This window comes from Klebsiella sp. MS 92-3 (assembly GCF_000195655.1).
GTDB classification, from domain to species: Bacteria; Pseudomonadota; Gammaproteobacteria; order Enterobacterales; family Enterobacteriaceae; genus Klebsiella; species Klebsiella pneumoniae.
Map to the genome: position 1 here is coordinate 1 of NZ_GL882837.1, position 1,115 is coordinate 1,115.

At 62.7% G+C, this 1,115-nt stretch carries 1 protein-coding gene; it reads right to left on the minus strand.

Going from position 1 to position 1,115, the window contains the following annotated elements; genetic code table 11:
- Positions 1-94: 94 nt before the first annotated feature.
- On the minus strand, positions 95-1,033 hold the full coding sequence (locus tag HMPREF9538_RS07795; RefSeq protein WP_004183619.1) for a DMT family transporter: 939 nt from the start codon (positions 1,031-1,033) through the stop codon (positions 95-97).
- Positions 1,034-1,115: the final 82 nt, after the last annotated feature.

Genomic DNA, 1,115 nt, shown 5'->3' on the forward strand with positions numbered 1-1,115 from the left:
GCCCGGCGGCGCTGCGCTTGCCGGGCCTGGAGACAATCAGAGCCGGACGAGTACCAGCCAGGATAAGCGCCGCTGTCGGGTCAGAAGGAAAATATTATGGCTCGCGGCGATCGGCCAGGTCCGTGAGCGGCTGCGCATCGTCGTTTGTGGAAACCTGCGGCGGCGACTTGCGCTTCCACTTCAGCTCGCTCACCAGCACCCCCGCGAGGATCAAAACGCAGCCGAGCAGGGCCAGCAGCGGCAGACGCTCACCGGCCAGCCGGCCAAAAATACCGGCCCATACCGGTTCACCGGTATAAATAAGGGTGGCCCGCGTCGGCGAGACGCTGCGCTGCGCCCAGTTCATGGTCACCTGAATGATCGCGCTGAAAATCCCCAGCCCCAGCGCGACGCCGAGCAGGGCCGGCGTCAACGACGGCACCGATTCACCCGCCGGCTTCATGGCGGCGAAAGCCACCAGCGACGCGGTCGCCAGCTGCACCACCGTCACCCGGCGGACATCGACTTTTCCGGCCCAGGCGCTGATAAGGATAATCTCCGCCGCGATCGCCACCGCGCTTGCCAGAGTGATCATCTCCCCCACGCCAAGCGCCAGCAGATTATTTTCCGGCCCGGCCAGCAGAATTAAACCAATAAAGGCCAGCACAATCCCCACGCAGGACATCACCCCCGGCATACGTCCCAGGCACAGCCACTGCAGCAGCGGCACCAGCGGCACATACATCGCGGTGATAAAGGCAGATTTACTGCTGGAGATGGTCTGTAGTCCCCAGGTCTGCAGGCCATACCCCAGCGCAATCGCCACGCCAATCGCTACCCCGGCCTTCACCTCCAGCCACGTCAGACCGCGCAGAGTGCGCAGCGAAAGCAGGCCCACCGCCAGCGCGGCGGTCGCGAAACGCAAACCGACAAAAAACAGCGGCCCGCTAAGGCTCACCGCGTACTGTACGGCAAGGAACGTCCCTCCCCAGAACATGGTGATCATGATAAGGAGCGCTTCCTGGCGGCTAACGGAGAATTTTAATGAAGACATAAGACAGCCATGACGATTAACGGGCGACCAGTGTGCAATCCGCCCGGCGGGAGCGCAACCACCGACAGATAAAAAAAACCCC

Coding starts and splice junctions, on each gene's coding strand:
- HMPREF9538_RS07795 (WP_004183619.1), bottom strand. CDS start 1,033: ATGTCTTCATTAAAATTCTCCGTTAGCCGCCAGGAAGCGCTCCTTATC.